Here is a 17,826-nt window from a genome sequence, read left to right on the forward strand (position 1 = left end):
CTCGGCCAGCACCGGCTCGCCCGGCTGCCAGCGCCATTGGCCACGACCGTCGTAGCCTCCGCGGCGACGCTTGATCACCGCCGGGCGGCCCAGTTCATCGAGCTGTGCGACCATGCCCGCCTCGTCCCCCAGGGACACCCAGGGGGCGGTGGGCACATTGAGTCGATCCAGCAGGCTTTTCTGCCGCTCCCGGTCGATCACCGAGTGCAGTGCCGTGGCGTTGAGAAAATTCGGGTGGTCTTTCAGTTGCACACCGCGCGGAGAGTCCGGCCAATGCTCCAGCTCGACAGTAATCACATCGCTGTCGCGCAGCTCCAGCCGGTCATCACTGGTGGGATTGACCGGCATCACCTCGATCTGCATGGGCGCGGCGGCCTGCTGCAGCATCTGGCCCAACTGGCCGTTACCGGCCACGATAATACGCGGAACACTCATGAGGCTTATTCGCTCCTCGGATCGGGATTGTCCAGTACGGTCTGCGACTGCTGCTGGCGCCAGGCGGCGATGCGTCCGGCCAGCTCGGCATCGTCGGTCGCCAGAATCTGGGCCGCCATCAGGCCGGCATTGAAGGCACCGGCACCGCCGATGGCCAGGGTACCCACCGCAACGCCTCGGGGCATCTGCACAATGGACAGCAGGCTGTCCTGACCATTGAGCGCCTTACTCTGCACCGGCACACCCAGCACCGGCAGAATGGTCTTGGCGGCGATCATGCCCGGCAGATGGGCGGCGCCGCCGGCACCGGCCACAATCACCTTGTAGCCCTGGTCCGCCGCGGTTTCGGCAAACTGGAACATTTTGTCCGGCGTGCGGTGGGCCGACACCACTTCGGCGTGGTATGCCACCCCCAGAGTATCCAGAATCTGGGCCGCTTCGGCCATGGTGGGCCAGTCGGACTTTGAGCCCATCACAATGGCCACTTTCGTTGCCGTTACCGCTTTGTCTGCCATAGCGCTCTCCAATAAACGCCGCCGGACGGTGGTCAAGCCACCCCCGGCGAGGGGTCCCGGCACAGACCGGGAAATGGAAAAAGGGCGGGATTATAGCAAGGGATCCCCGAAATTGCCTGTTTTTCCGCCCAACGGGGCGCCTATTTAGGCAATGTGTTATCGTCCTCGTGTCATGCCATTTTGAGGAGTTCGCGATGGACGACAGAGACAGCCTGCTGCAGGCGCTGGACGACACCCACCATCGGATGCACGAATTGGTGGAGGCCCTGGGCAATGACCGCCTTCAGGTGCCCTACCACCCCGGCGTCAATCCGCCGCTGTGGGAGTTCGGTCACTGCGCCTTCTTTTACGAAGTCTTTGTGCGCAAGGCGCTGGACGGAGTGGCCTCTTACGACCCCTCAATGGACGAAATCTGGGACTCCTTCCACCTGGACCACGAAGACCGCTGGCGGGCCGACCTGTTTCCCGGCAAGGCGGACACCCTGCGCTACGTGGACGCCATTCACCAGGCCATACGTCAACGTATCCTGGAGCAGCCCCTCACGGATCAGGCCCACTACCTGACCAAATACGCCATCTTCCACCAGAATATGCATCTGGAGTCGATGATCTGGTGCCGTCAGACCGAGGGTTACCCGGTGCCACCGGGCAGCCGCCCCGAACCGACCGCGAGCGCTGATCCCGCCGCTCTGGGCGATGCGGACATCCCTGCCGGGCGCTACACCATCGGTATGCCGGCCCATTCCCCGGAGTACGCCCGGCGCGACTTTGCCTTCGATAATGAAAAGCCCGGCTTTGAAGTGCACGTCCCGGCCTTTCGTATTGCCCGAACCCTGGTCAGCAACGGCGACTTCCGACGTTTTGTCGAGGACGGAGGCTACCAGCGGCCCGAGCTCTGGACCCAGGGCGGGCGCAAATGGCTGACTACCGAACAGGACCTGAATTTCGGCAGCGGCGAGCCCCAGCGTGGCACCCCAGCCCACCCCTATTATTGGCGCAAGACTGAAAACGGCTGGGAAGAGCGGCATTTCGACCAGTGGCGCCCCCTCCATGACGACTACCCGGTCAAACATGTGACCTACTGGGAGGCCGAAGCCTACTGCCGCTGGGCGGGCCGCCGTCTGCCCAGCGAAGTCGAATGGGAAGTGGCCGCCCTGGGCAACCGTCCCGGCGAGCCGCATCGGCGCTACCCCTGGGGGGATACGCTGGATTCAAGCCGGGTGGATATGGACGGTACCGGTCTGGCCAGCCAGCCAGTCACCGCCTTGCCCGAAGGCGACAGCCCCTTCGGCTGCCGGCAGATGCTGGGCACCCTCTGGGAGTGGACCAGCGACCAGTTTTTCCCCTATGACGGCTTTGCCATCGATATGTACCCTTTCATGTCCACTCTGCAGTTTGGCGACCACAAGGTCACCAAAGGCGGCTCCTGCGGCACCTCATCGCGGTTGATCCGAGGCAGCTACCGCCAGGCCTACCTGCCCAATCGACACGATGTGTTTGTGGGCTTTCGCACCTGCGCCCTCGACAACTAATCCATAACCGACCAGAGCCCATGACCGACAAGAACCCCTACGAAACCGACGAACTGCTCGGCCAATACCTGGATTTCCACTACGGCCCCAGTCACTTTGACGTGCCCAACTACCCGAAGGCCTGTATCGAGCAGGCCCTGGCCCACCACACCGGCACAACCGGGCGGGCCCTTGACCTGGGTTGCGCCGTGGGCCGCAGCAGCTTTGAACTGGCCCGTCGGTTCGACGAAGTCATCGGCATCGACCTGTCACGACGCTTTATCGACAGCGCCACCCGATTGGCCGAGCAGGGCCAGATTCAATATCAGGTCACCCTCGAGGGCGAGCTTATCGAACGCCGAACGGCGGATCTCGCGGCGCTGGAACTGAGCAACACCGCCGGGCGCACCCGCTTTCAGGTCGGCGATGCCTGTGCACTGGATGACACTCTGGGCCGCTTCGATCTGATCTTCGCCGGCAACCTGATCGACCGGCTGCCCGATCCCGCTGCGTTTCTCGCCCAGTTGCCTGCACTGGTCCGCCCCGGCGGCCTGCTGATGATCACCTCCCCCTACACCCTGCTCCCGGAGTTCACCCCCCGGGAACGCTGGATCGGCGGGTTCGAGAGTAACGGGCAACCGGTGCCCATGCTCGACGGCCTGCGCCACCACCTGGAACCGGACTTTGTGCTGCAGGAACCCACCCGGGATATCCCCTTTGTGATCCGGGAAACTGCCCGCAAGTACCAACACACGGTGGCCGAAGTGAGCCTGTGGAGAAGAGCTTGAGTGCTCTCAGTCGACCGATACACCTGCCCCTAAATTCACGTTTGAGAGGCAACTACTAAGGATTTCTCAGTCGTTCGCCAACAGGGGCGAGTCAGGTCTGGTACCGGATCAAAAAGAGCCACCGTTCCAGGCGGTGACCCTGACTACCGCGCTTGCTGTCGGATTACGCCTGCGGCTGATCCGACCTACGGGAAGTCTCGCAGCGAGCGCCAAGTAGGTCGGATTAGCGAAGCGTAATCCGACACCCGCACCGTAGATGAGCGAACACTCAGCATAGTGTATGCTGGAAGTCTTTGACCCCGTTGCAGCGAACCGAGGCCCGCTCATGCATCAACCCGAACAGCCCATCCTGCGCGATATCGTGTTAATTGGCGGTGGCCACAGTCATGTGGGGGTACTCAAACGCTTCGCCATGAAACCCGAGCCCGGGGTGCGGCTGACGGTGATCTGCCGGGATACGCACACGCCCTACTCCGGCATGCTGCCCGGCTATATTGCCGGACACTACAGCTACGATGAAGTGCACATTGATCTGCGCCGACTGGCGGAGTTTGCCGGCGCGCGGTTTTTCAGTGATGAAGCGGTCAATATTGATCGGGCCAATCAGAAAGTCATCTGCCGCGGTCGGCCGCCGGTGCCCTACGATCTGCTCTCCATCAATATCGGCTCCACCCCTCAGGTCAGCCGGGTGCCCGGCGCGGAGCAGCACGCGGTACCGGTCAAACCCATCTATCAGTTCAATGACCGCTGGCAGCAATTGCTCGACCGGGTGATCCATCATTCCGGCACCACCCGGGTGGCTGTGGTGGGCGGTGGCGCGGGCGGCGTGGAGCTGGTGCTTGCCATGCAATATCGCCTGACCCGGGAGCTTCAGGCCATGGGGCGCAACCCTGAAGAACTGGTATTCGACCTTTACACCCGCGATGAAAAAATTCTGCCCACTCACAACCAGAAGGTGCGCAATCACTTTCATCAGGCCCTGGCAATGGGCGAGATCAACCTCTACACCAACGCCGAAGTGACCGCCGTGGACGCCGGGCGACTGCACACCGAAGACGGATACTGGCACGAAGCGGACGAGGTGGTCTGGGTAACCAGTGCCGGCGGAGCCGCCTGGCTGAAGGAGACCGGCCTGGAGCTGGATGACAACGGCTTTATTCAGGTGCGCGATACGCTGCAGACCATGAACGACCCGGCCATTTTTGCCGCCGGGGATATCGCCACTCAGGTAAATCATCCCCGCGAGAAAGCCGGCGTATTTGCCGTGCGTCAGGGGCGCCCACTGGCGGATAACCTGCGCCAGGCCGTGCTGGGTCAACCACTCAAACCCTATCGTCCCCAGAAAAAATGGCTGGCTCTGATCAGCACCGGCAACCAGCACGCAGTCGCGTCCCGCGGCGGTTTTTACGCGGCGGGCGATTGGGTATGGCGCTGGAAGGATTCGATTGACCGGCGCTTCATGGCCAAATTTAACGAACTGCCGCCGATGGACGAACAGGCCATGGCACCGACCAAGCCGAGCCGCGTACCACTGGAAAAAGACGAACAGGACCAGGCCATCTCCGCCATCGCCATGCGCTGCGGCGGCTGCGGAGCCAAGGTGGGGGCGACGGTCCTGTCCCGCGCCCTCTCCACCCTCAAGCCCGTGGAGCGGGACGAAGTGCTGGTGGGCCTGCACGCGCCCGACGATGCCGCCGTGGTGAAAATTCCCGCCGGCAAAGCGGCGGTCCACACCATCGATTTTTTCCGCGCCTTTATTGACGACCCCTATGTGTTCGGCAAAATTGCCGCCAATCACGCCCTGGGGGATGTGTTCGCCATGGGCGCCGAAGCCCAGACCGCCACCGCCGTGGCCACGGTGCCTCAAGGGCTGGAATCGAAAGTGGAAGACACGGTGTACCAGATGATGACTGGCGCGCTGGAGGTGTTGAACGATGCCAACTGTACCTTGGTGGGCGGTCACACCGGCGAGGGCAAAGAGCTGGCGCTGGGTTTTGCGGTCAACGGACTGATTGATGAAAACGACACGGCGCTGACCAAGGGCGGCCTTCAGCCCGGCCAGGTGCTGTTGCTCACCAAACCCATCGGTACCGGCACCCTGTTCGCCGCCCTGCCGCAACTGAAAATCAAAGGCCGCTGGATCGACGCGGCGCTCGCCAGCATGTGCGTTTCCAACCGACTGGCGGCGCAATGCCTGCGCGAGTATGGCTCAACGGCCTGCACCGATCTGACCGGTTTCGGCCTGCTCGGCCACCTGGTGGAAATGACCCGCGCCTCAGGCGTGGATGCCGAACTGAAGTTGGAGGTACTGCCGCTGCTGGAAGGCGCCGAAGAGACCATCGCCGCTGGCGTACTCAGCTCCCTGCAACCGGCCAACGTCCGCCTGCGCCGCGCCATCAAGGATCAGGACCAGTGGGTCGACCACCCCCGTTACCCACTGCTCTTTGATCCCCAGACCGCCGGCGGCCTGCTCGCCTCTGTGCCTGCCGACCAGGCCGACGCCTGTGTGGCGGCGCTACATTCTCTGGGCTACCCTCACACCCGGATCATCGGCCGGATTCTGCCCGAAGGCGATGCGCTGGAGCCGATTCATTTGCGGTAGTCGCCGACGCGGCACGAATCGTAGGGTGGCATAAGGCCGAAGGCCGTCATCCACCGTTACCCTAAGGGTCAAAACTTGACCTCTCAACGGGTTCAAGGCTGCCCTGATCGATAACACAGCCCCCGCATCTTGGTTTTAACAGAAGCCTACGCGGGGGTTCTTATTTTCAGGCTCCTCTAGCTCAACAGCACCGACAGTGCGCCCGTGGTCATCAGAACGATGGCGATAGCCGCCGGCGTGATCACCAGAGCCGGAAAGATAGAGTAATACCCTACCGTATTCACCACATCCAAGGTCGTTTGCATCATTCAACTGTTCCAACGAGTTCCATTAAATCCGCGTCGATAAACCAGGCGCCACTGGCCTCGACTCTCGTCTTGGTGCGGGTTTTGAGCATAGTGTCGCAATACCTCTGGGCTGGATTTGGCGGACGATGAGATCCGACCCAGTGCTCGAACGCACCAAACAGTGTGACAACGGTGTCCTGATGCGGATGGGATTGAGATTTTCGTAAAGCGATAATAGCAGCCCCGGATTTTTATACCTAAAAGGTATAAGAACACATTTGATTATGGCTTTTAACGCAAGTATAGTTATTAACAGGTCGGAAACGACCGGTTGATCCTTTACCCAAGGTTTTGGATCGTGGCAGCGCCTCAGTCGCCGATAAGACTGGGGCTTTTCTTTTTCTAGCCCCCCTGTTTTTTCGCCCCGACTTTGGTCTCCACCAAAAAACTTGTCCGTTTGATTTGCTCCATGTAGCTCCGGTCTGCCGGGAATGCCGTGACGAACTGGTGTGGTTTGCCTTTTTCTTTGGGGTCGTCGAATACCACTACATAGCGCTCTTCCACCACAACCAATGTCCGCCTTTTCGCCTGCCGTCCCCGGTCGGTTTTTCTGGTTTGGGCGTATCTCTGAATAGTTCCGGCGCTGAGTTTCAGAACTTCTCTAATCCACAGGATTCGCCTAAGGCGCTTGCGAGACCATCCGTTATCGTGGATGCCTGAACTGGTACGGTGGTTCTTTGCCTCTGAAAACGCGTGATTAAACGCTCTTTCCGAGAACTGATAGCGACAACCTGTCCAGTCTGTGAAGACCCGCCGTTCACCGTTTTCGTCCCAAACGTAGGTCTCGTGATAGACCTGTCGATACTTGGCAATGAGTTCTTTTTCCGTATCCGCTTTCAGACGAAGCTGTGGCCACAGTGACTCGCACATCAGACACGGCCCTGCCAGTCAAAGATGTTGAACTTCTTCTCGCCTCTAGGTGTGCCTCCGGCCAGTGAAGTACGTCCCAACCCTGCCTCAAGTCTACGCAAGAAAGCGATTTTGGCTTTACTGGCACCTTCCACTTTATCCCTCTCATTCCATGCGTAGCCCACGGCACCAATCAGCAAGTCAGCCAATTGCACCATGGGCTGGTTGTCAGACCATACCGGTTCGAGGCTGAGAACATGTGCGCGGCCTGACAATTTGCGAGTAAGAACGGTTTTCAGGTCCTGAAACCGGTTGCTGGCGGCGTTCTGCTGCCAGTCGAGGTACAAGCGGTACTCGTGGGATGGTTCTAGCCAGTGCACGAGCATTTGATAGTAGAGCTTGTAAAAGCCCAACTCAGGGCTGCCTTCGTTATACCGCTCATGGTCGAGATTGTGTCGGTCAACCACGATGCAGCGAAAGTTCAGAAACGGCGTATCCAGAAAAATATCCAGAAGGTCATCGTAGAACCGGGCGCGATTTGGCGAGAGACGTTTCCAGCCAAGCTCTCCATGAGCATTGTGTAAGGCTTGAAGGCTGTGTATCCGGTGTACCAGCGCTTTTTTCTCGTCCCGAGGGCATTGTAGAGCACCTATGACAGCGTAGCGGTCTCCCTTGTCCGACGTATGGCGGCTTTCATCACAGTAAATGTTGAAAACGGTCATGTCTGCAAGGCTCCTTAGAAAATGGCTGTAGCTCGCTGGCAATAAATGGTCATTGAACCTCAACGCCCGCCGGTGCAGCTTTAAGTTTTATGCCTGACTGCATGCTTGTACCGACCCCATCACGCCTGAAATCGAACATGTTCATCTGGAACGTATTAATTGTCACTTGGTCGTTCCCACTTGAGTGAGCAATCAAACGTTCGTGTCGCTTGTCATACGGTGCCATGGCATAGGAACCGCCATATTCGCCCGTGTTAACCAGCACAACGTGTTGATACATGTGGTAGTGCAATGCTTCAACCATAGAGTCAAAGGTGTTCACGTCTCGGTTAAGGGCAGGAATTAGTAAGGCATGGGATTTGTCTCGAAGGTCTGCACTCAGAGCTATGTCTGTAGAATCAAAACAGATCGCTGCGGTTACAGTGAAACCGTTTTGTTTTGGGAAGGCCGGGTGAGCAAGTTCCAGCATTAACTGGTAAGGGCGCCAGGGCTGAATTTTTAGCTTCTTCTCGGGAGCCGTCATGTGGTGTTTACCCTGAAACCGATGGATTTCGTTGCGATTGCCGTTATGTTTTCTCGGCACGATCCACACCGCACAGTTATTTGGCCCCTTAACACCAGGCTGCTCTACAAAGCCAAGCCCTGCGACCACAATTGCGTGAGTTTTGCGGGATAAATGAATCAGAATATCCATGTCGTCCTGATGCACTGCTAGCTCTGGTAGCACGATCAGATCGATGTCTTGTTCACGCCCACCGTTCTTTGGCTTTTCGAGGTGCTGTGCCTCAATGTGCTTGGTAACCAATTTAGCCACACGGGCTAAATGGCACCTGTGCTTCGCCCGGTAATCACTGTCATTAAGGTATAGACCGTGGTCAGCAAAGTCCTGCTGTTGTGGCATTTTTGTTTGAACCATGGCAACAGTCAGGCTTTTCTTATCCGGTTTCCAGTTTGGTGAAACCAGCTCAGGGAGGCTTGGCATGCCAGATTGCCGGCAGTAGAGAAGTTTTAATTTAGCTAGGCGTTCATTAACGATTTTACTGACACTCTCACAGGTGAACTCCGTCGGCCATGAGTAACCTTGGTCATTTACACGGATGCCTGGCCATTTGAGCAGCTTGGATAGCAGGGTTGTTAACCATCCCGAGAACTGAGCAGCCTCCCCCGCAAGTGACTCCGGCGTTGTCAGTAAGCCAATCTGCCTTTTGAACTGGGTTGTTTTGAGGCCACGGTACCCAGTCTTTGCGGTAAGGCTAGGCCCGAAGCCTGTGGGGTCTCCTGAGCCGGATAACGCTGCACGCAGACATAGCGCAATGCGTTGAAGAAGGAATGTCTCGTTGCGCTCGGAATGTAGATGGCTGGCGGCTTCAGAAAGAACCTTGTTGAACTTCAGCTTCACCAGAAGCTCAGAATCAAATACAGAGAAGGCGGGCGGTGCCGAGAAGTGCCCAAACTTCACTTGGGTTTTGGCCAGGTCGATTACTTCATCTGGTTCTGCTGTTTCAAAGGCTTCACTAACATTTAACAGAGCCTGCATAAGCTTTAACGCCATTATTTCGTTTCCGAAGGGATTGTCTGGCCGCGAAACAAGCTTGTATAGCGAGATGTAGGAAGTGATTTGTTCCAGCTTTCTGACTGAAGGCCTGGTGTTGATGTAAAGCTTTTCTATCAAAGCCTGGACTTCATCGGAGTTTAACCAGTTGTACTTCAATGCCCGGGCATGGAGTATCAGTGCTCTGAAGAGTGTTGCATCTTGAATCGCAATCAGCGCCAGTACCTCAGGGGCATTTCGTCTACGCTCCAGAAGGCCTGAACTTGCGCGAAGGAGTGGCTTGGCATTCTCCACTAACTGTCTGGCAACGATTATTCCTGTCGCGATATCGCGTTTAGAGGCCGTCTCGGGAAGAGTGATATTCCGGAATCCATTAGCGAGCTTGAAAACAAAGTCATGGAACCAACAGCCCGAACTGCTCTCCAGTGTTGTATCCATTCTCACCAGAAGCAAGAAACGAGCCTGAGCGGCTAGAAAGTTGAATGGGATCGGTTTGGGCTTAGTTTCTGTTGCAGAAGGTAGATTCTGGATGGAGTTGGTTATGTTTTCCATAGCCACATCTTCTATGGCTTGGGTCTGTAGCAGCTCAAAAAATTGATCTACGTCGGCATGCGCCGGCATAGCCTGTCTGTCTTTGCGATGAATGATGGTTGCCGCATGTCGATAGATCTCGGCGAGACAATACTGCCCAATAGCGGCTTGGACGGTAGCTTGCTTCTCTTGAGTACCAAACGGGTCGCCGTAGGGTAAGGATCTTAAGTAGTTGAGTTGATCCAGCACTGGTTCAAGTAGTTTGGTACTGGGAAATAGCTCGAGCCCCTTTTTGAGCAATAGCACCACGGCTGGGTCGCGACTCCAGCAGGCGACGAACCGCCGAGCGAGGCGTTCTTGCAGGTAGTCCCAGTCTCCAGGAACTGGCCTGCCATTTTCGTCCGTTTGGCGCGATGAAAAATGACGGAAATTGTTTAATAGCCTTGAAATCTTGTTAGCGGCAAAACGTTTAAGTGTATCTTCGCGGACATCAAACATGTCCTTCTCAATTGCCGCAAGTCGATTGAAGTATCCTGCCCCGTCTGATTGATCTGCTTCGTTGGCTTTGGACAGAGCGAGCAGTGACTCCAATTGACCAAGATGAATTTCAGCGTCGTCATACGATACTGGGCCAGAGACGTTCTTCTGTATATCTTCCAAGGTCTTAGATATTCCCACAGACTTTCCTCTGAAGGCTTCGATCTTGGTTTTCTTGGGGTTTGCTTCGAGACTTAACTCACGCAGGGCTGGGTTACCAACATCAAATAATGAGTCAGTTATAATGTCTAAGTGGCTTTCAGTCTGGGGCTGAGGCGCCTCCAAAAGGCGTTCCTCCAAGCCCTGTCGATTAGGACCGACGAGAACAAAACGCATATCATCGACATAGCGACAGTAATCAACCAGCTTGATACCATACCTATCATTGATTACTTGTCCTATGAGACCCTTCATCAGGCCATCAAAATCGGACATGTAAATATTGGCGAGGAAGCCCGATGCTACCAATCCCTGGGGTAGTCCGAGAGGCGCCACAGGAATTGCATCAGATGAAAACTTTTGTTTGAAAGTTTCATCCGCTGCCTCTGACCAGTTCCAGCTCCTGAAAGCCTCGAGAACATTTTTTACAAACACCATTTCATGTTCGTCTGTTATTCCTTGCTCACGAGCCATCTCCACAATTCTCTTTACCAGCGATGGTCGATCGATCCGGTCGAAGAATTGAGCAAGGTCGATCTCTAAAAGGTAAACCTCTTCCTCATCAGACTTTTCTTCTAGCTCCTTTCTAGCGAAGTAATACGGACGCTCAAGGAACTTCCGGTAGTCCGTAAAATACTTGCTGTAGATAGTCGTCGCGCCGTAATTGTGATCGGCTTTTCCGTCCTCATACTGGCAATAAAGGCGATTACCGTAACTAACGATTTCTTTGGCATGAACCTCTTCATATTCAGTCGAAGGGTCTCCTTGCATGGTTTCGACTTCGTTGGAGAGACACATCATAACCAGCGTCATGATGGTCTGCTCACGAATACCGATATGCGCAAGTGGTCTTAACTTAAGCGGGCCTTCGTCCTGGTCATCACTTCCTGGTTTAGATTCCGGCCGCCAAAGCAACTTATATTCAGCTACTTGCATTGGATCATCGGGCTTCTCAAACTTCCAAGGATGAGATTTAGGTGCCGGAACCAGCTCTAGCGGAGTAAAAGTGAGTCCGTCTTGTAGTTCTTTTGTCCATTCACTGCAGCGATTTGCCAAGTCAATTGAAGATGTGTCGAGTTCGAAGTTATCTGCATACCAGTTGGTTGTGCGGATATACTCATGCGCTTTTTTCCATGCGAGCGCCATGAGGAGCGGATCTGAAAGGTAGTCATCATGCAGCGCAAGCGTGTCGTACTTTTTATCCAAAACTGGCATTGTATTGTCCTTAACTGAGTGCTTGTTGGACGATAGTTTCCGCTAATTGGCAGCGGGTTCCGCGGGCCCGATTCAGGCGTTCTTTGAGCTGGTCGCAGAGGGCCATGAGCTCATCGACTTTTTGGACGATTCGGTGTTGCTCCTTTAGAGGAGGAATGGCGACAGGAATTTCTTTGAGCTTTGAGGCCTTGATACCAGTGGCAGTCATGCCAGTTGCATTCTCAACTAGCTTTTCCTGGAACGGGGATGCCATTATCTGTATGAGCATGAATCGAGATATATCAAGAATATGCCATTGAAAGCATATGGCGCGCTGGGCTAAGGCAAACTCTTCATTCAAGTCTACTATTGCGGCGTTCCCCAACGGTGCCTCTGGCGTAAACAGCAGGTCTCCTTTTCGAGGAAATCCGCGTGTCATCCACTCGGTATAGTCCTCTTCGGAGATAAACTCTTCGGGCTCTAAGTCAATGTAGCCTTGGCGGATATTTTTCGCGGTAATAAGGCGCTTTCCATGGCTAGTCTTTATGGGGGTTTTCCCCCGGTAATCGATGAATTTGGCAATATTACCCAGCTTAATCCATTCCCATGTATCGGGTAAACTCAAGTATTTTTCATCCGGTGACACGTCGTTACCGGCTTTTGTCCTCATGCCTTCATTACTAGCCAGATGGTCTCGAGCCTTTAGCATTTTTGAAACAAAGGTACTGCCAGGCTCATCCCCCGCATCCTGCTCCACCAACCGCCCCATCACCGCCAGCTGCAGGATGGTTTGCTTGAGCTTGTCGATGCTCTGCTCGGTGGTGAACAGGGTGTCAAAGTGGGCGGCGAGGCGGGTCCAGTTGTCGGCCAGTTCGGTGGCGTTTTCGGACTGCGTCAATGTGCCGAGCAGGGTGTCCACGAGGGTTTCGTGGGCTTCGAGCTGGTCATTGGTTTGCTGTTCCAGCCGGTCGCAGAGGGCCATAAGTTCATCGACTTTTTGGACGATGCGGTGTTGTTCTTTTAGTGGCGGAACCGGAACTATGAGTTCCTCCATCTTGGATTTCGTCATGTGAATCATGGCGATACCGCTGCCTGAGGATTTTATCTCCTCAGTAACAGCCTTCAGGTACAGATAAAGAAACCGTTTGTCGATGGCCGCCTCATCGAATAGATCCAGTTTCCAGATATGGTAGTGGTAGATAGCGCGCCCACCATCCCAGATGAATGGACCGAAAGAAGCAGACCAAGCATAAATCAAATCGCCGCTATCAATGTATTTGTCATCTTCTAGCTCTAAGTCAGAGTAGTACCAATCGTTTGATGTGAAAAGGTTGCCTACTCGCAGCAGAGGGGTTCCCGATGAGAGCATTTCGTGCTTCTTGTAGGCCCTGCCATTTATAACGCGCACCACATCATCAAGGCGGCTCCAGACCCACCCCTGGGGTAGACTAAAAGAGGTGTCGTCATTGGTGATAGAGGCATGCTTTCGAACCTTCTTGAGCTTGCCTAGCTCGACAGAAACGGCTTTAGCCTTCAGGCATTGCTCCAGCAACTTTTGAGCGGGCTCATCACTTGTATCTTGATCAACCAGAGAGCCCCTTACAGCCAACTCCAAAATCAACTCCCGAAGCCTCTTAACCCCCGTCAGCTCAATCTTGCCGTTGTTCCCACGGCCACTGGCTGATTTCTTGGTTACTGCCCCAGTCCATAAATCCAGATGCTCTGTTATCAGTTCCTGCGCACTCACGCCGCACCTCCGTTGGCGTTATGGCTGAGGGCATCGGCCAGGATATCCCGCAACTGGTCACGGATTTCCTGGATTTCCGCCTGCTGCTGCTCGTATTGGGCCAACAGCTCGTCCGGGTCGTGGCTGACCTGTTCGCCCACGTGGGGGTTCTTGATATCCAGGTTGTAGTTGCGGGCCTTGATGTCGTCGATGGAGACCTTCCAGGCCTGTTCGGTTTCCACGCGGCTGGCGAAGCCGTCGGCCTCGGTGCCCCACCAGTCGATTTCGGTCTGGAACTCCGAGAACTTCATGGGCTTGGTTTTGCTGTAGCTCTTGTAGCCTTCCGGGTAGGGGTGCTCGTAGTACCAGACGTTTTCGGTGGGCTGACCCTTGGTGAAAAACAGTAGGTTGGTCTTGATGCCGGTGTAGGGGTTAAACACGCCGTTGGGCAGGCGCACGATGGTGTGCAGGTTGCACTCTTCCAGCAGTTTTTCTTTCAACCGGGTTTTCATGCCCTCGCCGAACAGGAAACCGTCCGGCAGTACCACGGCGGCGCGGCCGCCGTCTTTTAGCAGGTGGATAAACAAGGTCATAAACAGGTCGGCGGTTTCCCGGGTGCGAAAGGCGCTGGGAAAATTGGTCTCGATGCCGTCCTCCTCCATGCCGCCGAAAGGCGGGTTGGCGACGATGATGTTGACCCGCTCTTTGGGGCCCCAGTCGCGCAGCGGGCGAGCCAGGGTGTTGTCGTGCTTGATCTGGTCCGGCACTTCGATGCCATGCAGAATCATGTTGGTGGTGGCCAGCAGGTGCGGCAGGGGCTTTTTCTCTACCCCGTGAATGCTGCGCTGCAGCGTCTGTTCGTCCTGCGGGGTTTTGACGTAGTGCTTACGCTTGTGGTCGATAGTGCAGGTGAGGAAGCCGCCGGTGCCGCAGGCCGGGTCCATGACTTTCTCGTCCAGCTTGGGGTCCACCCGGTTGACCATAAACTCGGTGACGGCGCGTGGGGTGTAGAACTCCCCGGCGTTGCCGGCGCTCTGCAGGTCCTTGAGGATCTGTTCGTACATATCCCCGAGTTCGTGGCGCTCGGCGGATTTATTGAAGTTGATGCCCTCCTGCAGCTTGTTGATGACCTGGCGCATCAACTGGCCGGACTTCATGTAGTTGTAGGCATCCTCAAAGACGTTGCGGATCACAATGGCCCGGTAATCGTCGCCGCGCGGCTGAAGGCTTTGCAGGCCGGGGAACAAGGCGTTGTCCACAAATTGCTTGAGCTCTTCGCCGGTCATGCCCTCGGGGTCGGCCGCCCAGCTGCGCCAGCGCAGGTCTTCGGGGATGGGGGACTGATAGTTGTCCTGCAGCAGCTCCCACTCCTGTTCGCGGTCATCGAAGATTTTCAGAAAGAGCATCCAGACGAGCTGGCCAATGCGCTGGGCGTCGCCGTCGACGCCCACGTCTTTGCGCATGATGTCCTGTATTGACTTGATGGTGGTACTGATGGCCATTCAGAGTCCTATTGGGTGTTCATTACTGTAGGGAGAAGAGCGCATTGGGGCGCTCAGGGTATGTTCTGGTAGAGGGCGTCTTCCAGGTCCCGGACGGCCCGGGTGTAGCCGGGCTTGCCGCCGAAGCCGTCGATCAGCTCCACAGGCGCTCCGATCTGACTGAAAGGCGCCAGGGTGAGGATTTTAACATCCTCGATGGGTTCGATCCCGGCGTCGGTGTACTTGTCCAGCAGTGCGTCCAACACCTGGCGGCTGACGCCCTGATACTGCTGGAAGTAGTCGTTCTTGCGCACCTGCTCGGCCCGCTCTTTGCGGGACAGGGGCGGCTGGTCGTAGACGATGTGGCAGATAACGTCGAATGGGTCCGGTTCGGCCCCGAGCTTTTTACGCAGCTCGCGGGTCAGGTCTTCCCAGATAACGCCCTGCTCGGCCAGCTCATCAATGATCACCTGCTTGCGCTCAGCCTGATTCCAGCGGCGCAGAAAGTCGTCCAGGGAGGCGTATTGGGCCTTGACCTGTTTGCGGGTGAAGTCCCGCAGGCTTTCGGTAATGAGCTTGCCATCCGGGCCCAGGTACTGAACGCGCTCGGCGAGCACTTTGACCTCCACATCGCCGACCACGTATTTCACCCGCTTGGTGGGTTCGTCCGGGTCTTCTATCCAGGCGCCACGGCTGTCGTCGGACTGCCAGGTTTCGTCCGGCTCCACCTCATAACCCGCCGGATCCTCAGCAATGGGACCGTCGTCGCGCTCGTCCTCCGGCACCACCGGGTCATCCCCTCGGGGTTGGTACACCTGTACCGGGTCGCCGTCGAAGTTGGGGTCGGCAAACAGTTCGGTGGCTTTTTTGAAGTCCAGGATGGTGAACCAGTGTTTGTTGTAGTCGTCATTGATGCGGGTGCCGCGACCGATGATCTGTTTGAACTCGGTCATGGACTGAATGCGCTGATCCAGCACGATCAGTTTACAGGTCTGGGCATCGACGCCGGTGGTCATCAGCTTGCTGGTGGTGGCGATCACCGGGTAGCGGCTTTCCGGGTCGATAAAGTTGTCCAGCTCGGCTTTGCCTTCGGCCTCATCCCCGGTGATGCGCATGATGTATTTGCGGTTTTCCCGCACCCGCAGGGGGTTTAGGTTGACCAGGGCCTGGCGCATCCGCTCGGCGTGGTCGATGTCTTCACAGAAGACAATGGTTTTCTGGTAGGGGTCGGTCTGCTCCAGAAATTCGGTGACCTTGCGGGCCACCAGCTCTGTACGCTTTTTGAGCACCAGTTGGCGGTCGAAGTCTTTCTGGTTGTAGATGCGGTCTTCGATCAGCTCGCCCTGCTCATCCACCTGCCCCTTGGAGGGGCGCCAGCCTTGCAGGTCACGGTCCAGGTCTATCCGCACCACTTTGTAGGGGGCGAGAAAGCCGTCTTCTATGCCCTGCTTGAGGGAGTAGGTGTACACCGGCTCGCCAAAGTAGTCGATGTTGGAGACTTCTTTGGTTTCTTTCGGGGTGGCAGTCAGGCCGATGTGGGTGGCGCTGGAGAAGTAGTCCAGAATGGCGCGCCAGGCGGAGTCTTCCGAAGCGCTGCCCCGGTGGCACTCGTCAATCACCACCAGATCAAAGAAGTCCGGTGAGAACTGCTTGTAGATGTTCTTCTCATCGTCGTTGCCGGTGACCGCCTGATAGAGAGACAGGTATATCTCGTAGGAGGGGTCCACCGTGCGATTGCTGACCTTGGTCATGGCCTGACCGAAGGGCTTGAAGTCATTGTTCTTGGTCTGGTCCACCAGGATATTGCGATCGGCCAGAAACAGAATGCGTTTTTTCTGGCGGGACTTCCACAGCCGCCAGATGATCTGGAAGGCGGTGAAGGTTTTGCCGGTGCCGGTCGCCATGACCAGAAGCACCCGGTCCTGGCCCTTGGCGACTGCCTCTACGGTGCGGTTGATGGCGTTGGTCTGGTAGTAGCGCGGGGTGCGGCCGGAGCCGTCGTCGTAGTAGGGCTGCTCGACCGTCTGTTGGGCATGCCCATCCAAACCTTTCCACTGACAGTACCAGTGCCAGAGGGTGTCCGGGCCGGGGAATTGATCCAGGGAAAGGGTTTGCTCGGTGGCGCCGCTCAGGCCGGTGCGGTCGTGAAACAGGAAACCGTCGCCATTGCTGGAGAACATAAAGGGCACATCCAGCGCCTCGCCATAGGCCTGGGCCTGCTGCATGCCATCGCCCAGGCTGTGCTTGTTGTCTTTGGCTTCAATTACTGCCAGGGGCTGGTTCTTCTGATGAAAAAGCACGTAGTCGGCGCGGCGCCGGCTTCCACGGGTATGTAAGCGCCCACGGACTATGATCCGGCCGTTGGTGAAGGACAGCTCTTCGCGGACTTGAGATTGGATATCCCACCCGGCGTTTTGGATGGCCGGGGTGATGTATTTGGTGCAGATATCGCGCTCGGACAATACCTTTTTGTTCATGGGCTCATTCCCGCAAGTTCAGGCGACGTGGTGACTGTACCTTAAAGTTGTGTGGAGTTCACGGGAGGTGGGTTATTACGGCGAATGCGCGGTCCGGGGCGTTGGGTTACGGCGGATGCGGCCTTCGGCCTTATGCCGCCCTACGCAGGTGTTGTGGCATACGCAGGGTTGTGGCGGATGCGGCCTTTGACCTTATGCCGCCCTACGCGGGTGTTGTGGCATGCGTCGGGCCGATCCACCGTTAGGCACGAGGTTACTTGCCGTCGAGGCCTTCCAGCAAACCCGCCATATCATCGGCGTGCTCTTCTTCCTGGGCGAGGATGTCTTCAATGATGCGGCGGGAGGTGGGGTCCTGGTCGCCCAGGTAGGCGGCGATTTCCCGGTAGCTGTCGATGGCGAT

At 56.6% G+C, this 17,826-nt stretch carries 12 protein-coding genes; 3 read left to right on the plus strand and 9 right to left on the minus strand.

What is annotated here, in order from left to right:
• Together B3520_RS04100 and purE are read right to left on the minus strand one after the other, a co-directional pair.
• The coding region (locus B3520_RS04100; protein ID WP_286875466.1) for an ATP-grasp domain-containing protein at positions 1 to 435 on the minus strand (435 nt) is incomplete at its 3' end.
• Between the two features lie 5 nt (positions 436 to 440).
• The gene (gene purE, locus B3520_RS04105; RefSeq protein WP_123638210.1) at positions 441 to 950 is read right to left on the minus strand and encodes a 5-(carboxyamino)imidazole ribonucleotide mutase; all 510 of its coding nucleotides are present in this window, start codon (positions 948 to 950) and stop codon (positions 441 to 443) included.
• Positions 951 to 1,144: 194 nt separating this feature from the next.
• Here purE and senA point away from each other — a divergent pair, with 194 nt between their 5' ends.
• From senA to selD, 3 genes are all read left to right on the plus strand, one after another.
• Entirely contained in the window at positions 1,145 to 2,482 is a 1,338-nt protein-coding gene (gene senA / locus B3520_RS04110; protein WP_286807313.1) for a selenoneine synthase SenA, read from the plus strand.
• 20 nt (positions 2,483 to 2,502) lie between these two features.
• Positions 2,503 to 3,249: a putative 4-mercaptohistidine N1-methyltransferase gene (locus tag B3520_RS04115; RefSeq protein ID WP_286807312.1), complete on the plus strand. Its 747-nt coding sequence runs from the start codon at positions 2,503 to 2,505 to the stop codon at positions 3,247 to 3,249.
• Positions 3,250 to 3,574: 325 nt separating this feature from the next.
• Complete coding sequence (gene selD / locus B3520_RS04120) at positions 3,575 to 5,851, plus strand: selenide, water dikinase SelD (protein WP_286807311.1); 2,277 nt, start codon at positions 3,575 to 3,577, stop codon at positions 5,849 to 5,851.
• A 176-nt stretch (positions 5,852 to 6,027) separates the two neighbouring features.
• On the opposite strand, the gene B3520_RS04125 is transcribed toward selD, so the two are convergent.
• From B3520_RS04125 to hsdR, 7 genes are all read right to left on the minus strand, one after another.
• Entirely contained in the window at positions 6,028 to 6,159 is a 132-nt protein-coding gene (locus B3520_RS04125; RefSeq protein WP_286875468.1) for a hypothetical protein, read from the minus strand.
• Positions 6,160 to 6,540: 381 nt separating this feature from the next.
• On the minus strand, positions 6,541 to 7,068 hold the full coding sequence (locus B3520_RS04130) for a hypothetical protein (protein ID WP_286807310.1): 528 nt from the start codon (positions 7,066 to 7,068) through the stop codon (positions 6,541 to 6,543).
• Complete coding sequence (locus B3520_RS04135) at positions 7,068 to 7,769, minus strand: DUF3800 domain-containing protein (RefSeq protein WP_286807309.1); 702 nt, start codon at positions 7,767 to 7,769, stop codon at positions 7,068 to 7,070. The genes B3520_RS04130 and B3520_RS04135 overlap by 1 nt, the downstream gene beginning before the upstream one ends.
• A 49-nt stretch (positions 7,770 to 7,818) precedes the next feature.
• Positions 7,819 to 11,763: an RNA-directed DNA polymerase gene (locus tag B3520_RS04140; RefSeq protein ID WP_286807307.1), complete on the minus strand. Its 3,945-nt coding sequence runs from the start codon at positions 11,761 to 11,763 to the stop codon at positions 7,819 to 7,821.
• Positions 11,764 to 11,773: 10 nt separating this feature from the next.
• Entirely contained in the window at positions 11,774 to 13,489 is a 1,716-nt protein-coding gene (locus B3520_RS04145) for a restriction endonuclease subunit S (RefSeq protein WP_286807306.1), read from the minus strand.
• Positions 13,486 to 14,970 (minus strand): type I restriction-modification system subunit M, encoded by a 1,485-nt coding sequence (locus tag B3520_RS04150; protein ID WP_286807305.1) that lies wholly within the window; start codon positions 14,968 to 14,970, stop codon positions 13,486 to 13,488. Before B3520_RS04150 ends, B3520_RS04145 begins: the two co-directional genes overlap by 4 nt.
• A 53-nt stretch (positions 14,971 to 15,023) precedes the next feature.
• Positions 15,024 to 17,426: an EcoAI/FtnUII family type I restriction enzme subunit R gene (gene hsdR / locus B3520_RS04155; RefSeq protein WP_286807304.1), complete on the minus strand. Its 2,403-nt coding sequence runs from the start codon at positions 17,424 to 17,426 to the stop codon at positions 15,024 to 15,026.
• Positions 17,427 to 17,826 lie beyond the last annotated feature (400 nt).

The organism is Marinimicrobium sp. UBA4509, assembly GCF_002388575.1.
Classification (GTDB): Bacteria; Pseudomonadota; Gammaproteobacteria; order Pseudomonadales; family Cellvibrionaceae; genus Marinimicrobium; species Marinimicrobium koreense.

Excerpts from the sequence above, each read along its gene's own strand:
- purE (WP_123638210.1), bottom strand. The coding sequence starts at position 950 with ATGGCAGACAAAGCGGTAACGGCAACGAAAGTGGCCATTGTGATGGGC.
- senA (WP_286807313.1), top strand. The coding sequence starts at position 1,145 with ATGGACGACAGAGACAGCCTGCTGCAGGCGCTGGACGACACCCACCAT.
- B3520_RS04115 (WP_286807312.1), top strand. The coding sequence starts at position 2,503 with ATGACCGACAAGAACCCCTACGAAACCGACGAACTGCTCGGCCAATAC.
- selD (WP_286807311.1), top strand. The coding sequence starts at position 3,575 with ATGCATCAACCCGAACAGCCCATCCTGCGCGATATCGTGTTAATTGGC.
- B3520_RS04125 (WP_286875468.1), bottom strand. The coding sequence starts at position 6,159 with ATGATGCAAACGACCTTGGATGTGGTGAATACGGTAGGGTATTACTCT.
- B3520_RS04130 (WP_286807310.1), bottom strand. The coding sequence starts at position 7,068 with ATGTGCGAGTCACTGTGGCCACAGCTTCGTCTGAAAGCGGATACGGAA.
- B3520_RS04135 (WP_286807309.1), bottom strand. The coding sequence starts at position 7,769 with ATGACCGTTTTCAACATTTACTGTGATGAAAGCCGCCATACGTCGGAC.
- B3520_RS04140 (WP_286807307.1), bottom strand. The coding sequence starts at position 11,763 with ATGCCAGTTTTGGATAAAAAGTACGACACGCTTGCGCTGCATGATGAC.
- B3520_RS04150 (WP_286807305.1), bottom strand. The coding sequence starts at position 14,970 with ATGGCCATCAGTACCACCATCAAGTCAATACAGGACATCATGCGCAAA.
- hsdR (WP_286807304.1), bottom strand. The coding sequence starts at position 17,426 with ATGAACAAAAAGGTATTGTCCGAGCGCGATATCTGCACCAAATACATC.